Below are 1,451 nucleotides of genomic sequence, written 5' to 3' on the forward strand. Positions count from 1 at the left end.
AAACTTGCGTTGCACTTCGTGTGAGGCCCGCTCTGTCCGTGATAGCGCGCGCTGGCGCAGCTCACCCAAGGTCCGCGATCACCTAGCCAGATATCCAAAGGGCATAGTAACGCGAGTAAGCTTCGCCACCTTGCTCCCAGGGAGCCGTGGGTTGGAATCCGATCCTTTCGTATAGACGATGCGAGGCCGTTAGCGCGTTGTTGCTTGACAAGCGTATGCGATCGTATCCTGCGCTGCGAGCAAAGCTGATAAGTGCATCTGAGATAGCTCGTGCGATCCCCCGGCCTCGGTAGGTTGGGGCGACAAACATGCGAACCATTTCGCACTGTCGATCGTCGAAACGCTTGATCGCACCGGTACCGATGATTTCGTTTTCGGCGATCACACACAAAAGGAGAGCTCGATCGGCGTACACAGTTTCCGCGTTGTCGAGGTCCGATAGCCGCGAATAAATGAAGTCCCGCACAAAACTGTCGGGGTGATCATGGAAATGCTCATGCCAAACAGCTTCAATGAGCCGCCGCGCCGCCGGCGCGTCGCCAAGTCGGAATGGCCGAATTGTCCAATTTGGTTCCAGGCGAGTGAGAACTGCCATGGGCATCCCCTCCCTTGATCATACGCCCTGACGTGCAAATCAAAAATCAAGCCGGCCGTAGAGTTCGTCGAATGGTACGCACACATGCTCATTGTAGGCGGCCCTCGATTGCAGCCGCTCATACCAGCGCTCAACGTTCGGCAAGTTCGGGCGCGGAAGGTCAAGGTTGAGATAGCGATAAAGATGGGTTCCTATCGGAATATCGGCGAGTGATAGCTGGTCTCCGAGCACGAAGCACCTGCCTTTCAACTGATGGTCGATGTGCTTCAGATAACGGCTGGTTTGTTCCAGAGCTTTGTCAACCGCAGCCAAATTGCGTTGCGCTTCGGGCGTCCGGTACCAACCCCAAAACACACCAACCATGAACGCCGGCTGCAACGCGGTTTGCGACCAATCCATCCATTGGTCTGCCTTCGCGCGCTCAGCCGGATTCGCCTTCCAGAACGACGTTTCGGAAGCGTATTTGGCCGCAAGATATCTCAAGATGGCGTGCGACTCCCAGACGACGACGCCGGAGTCATCAATTACTGGAAGGCGGCCATGCGGGTTCATGGCCAGGAATTCAGGCGTGTCGAGGCCCCCGAACGAGCCTCCAAGCTCGACATGCTTGTGCGCGATGCCGAGCTCACCGACCAGCCACATCACCTTCTGCAAGTTGAATGACGATTTACGGCCATAAATGGTGAGCATTGGCGCGGATCTCAATTGGGGATATTGGCTTACACTTAGAGCCCAGCAGTAAGCAGAAATGAAATGACGCTACAAGCTGCAATAGCTCCTTGCACTCGTTTTGGGTGATAAGGCACCTGTCAGGCTTGAATCACAGCTTTCCGCTGTGACTGCCAAGCTGACGTTC

2 protein-coding genes are annotated in these 1,451 nt (G+C 55.6%); both read right to left on the reverse strand.

What is annotated here, in order from left to right; translation table 11 throughout:
• Positions 1–82 precede the first annotated feature (82 nt).
• A complete protein-coding gene (locus ABIB80_RS39270; RefSeq protein WP_219685659.1) occupies positions 83–595 on the reverse strand; it encodes a GNAT family N-acetyltransferase in 513 nt (170 codons plus the stop codon).
• 39 nt (positions 596–634) lie between these two features.
• Positions 635–1,285 (reverse strand): glutathione S-transferase family protein, encoded by a 651-nt coding sequence (locus tag ABIB80_RS39275; protein ID WP_219685660.1) that lies wholly within the window; start codon positions 1,283–1,285, stop codon positions 635–637.
• Positions 1,286–1,451 lie beyond the last annotated feature (166 nt).

The organism is Bradyrhizobium sp. i1.15.2, from assembly GCF_040548425.1.
Taxonomy (GTDB): Bacteria; Pseudomonadota; Alphaproteobacteria; order Rhizobiales; family Xanthobacteraceae; genus Bradyrhizobium; species Bradyrhizobium canariense.

Excerpts from the sequence above, each read along its gene's own strand:
- ABIB80_RS39270 (WP_219685659.1), bottom strand. The coding sequence starts at position 595 with ATGGCAGTTCTCACTCGCCTGGAACCAAATTGGACAATTCGGCCATTC.
- ABIB80_RS39275 (WP_219685660.1), bottom strand. The coding sequence starts at position 1,285 with ATGCTCACCATTTATGGCCGTAAATCGTCATTCAACTTGCAGAAGGTG.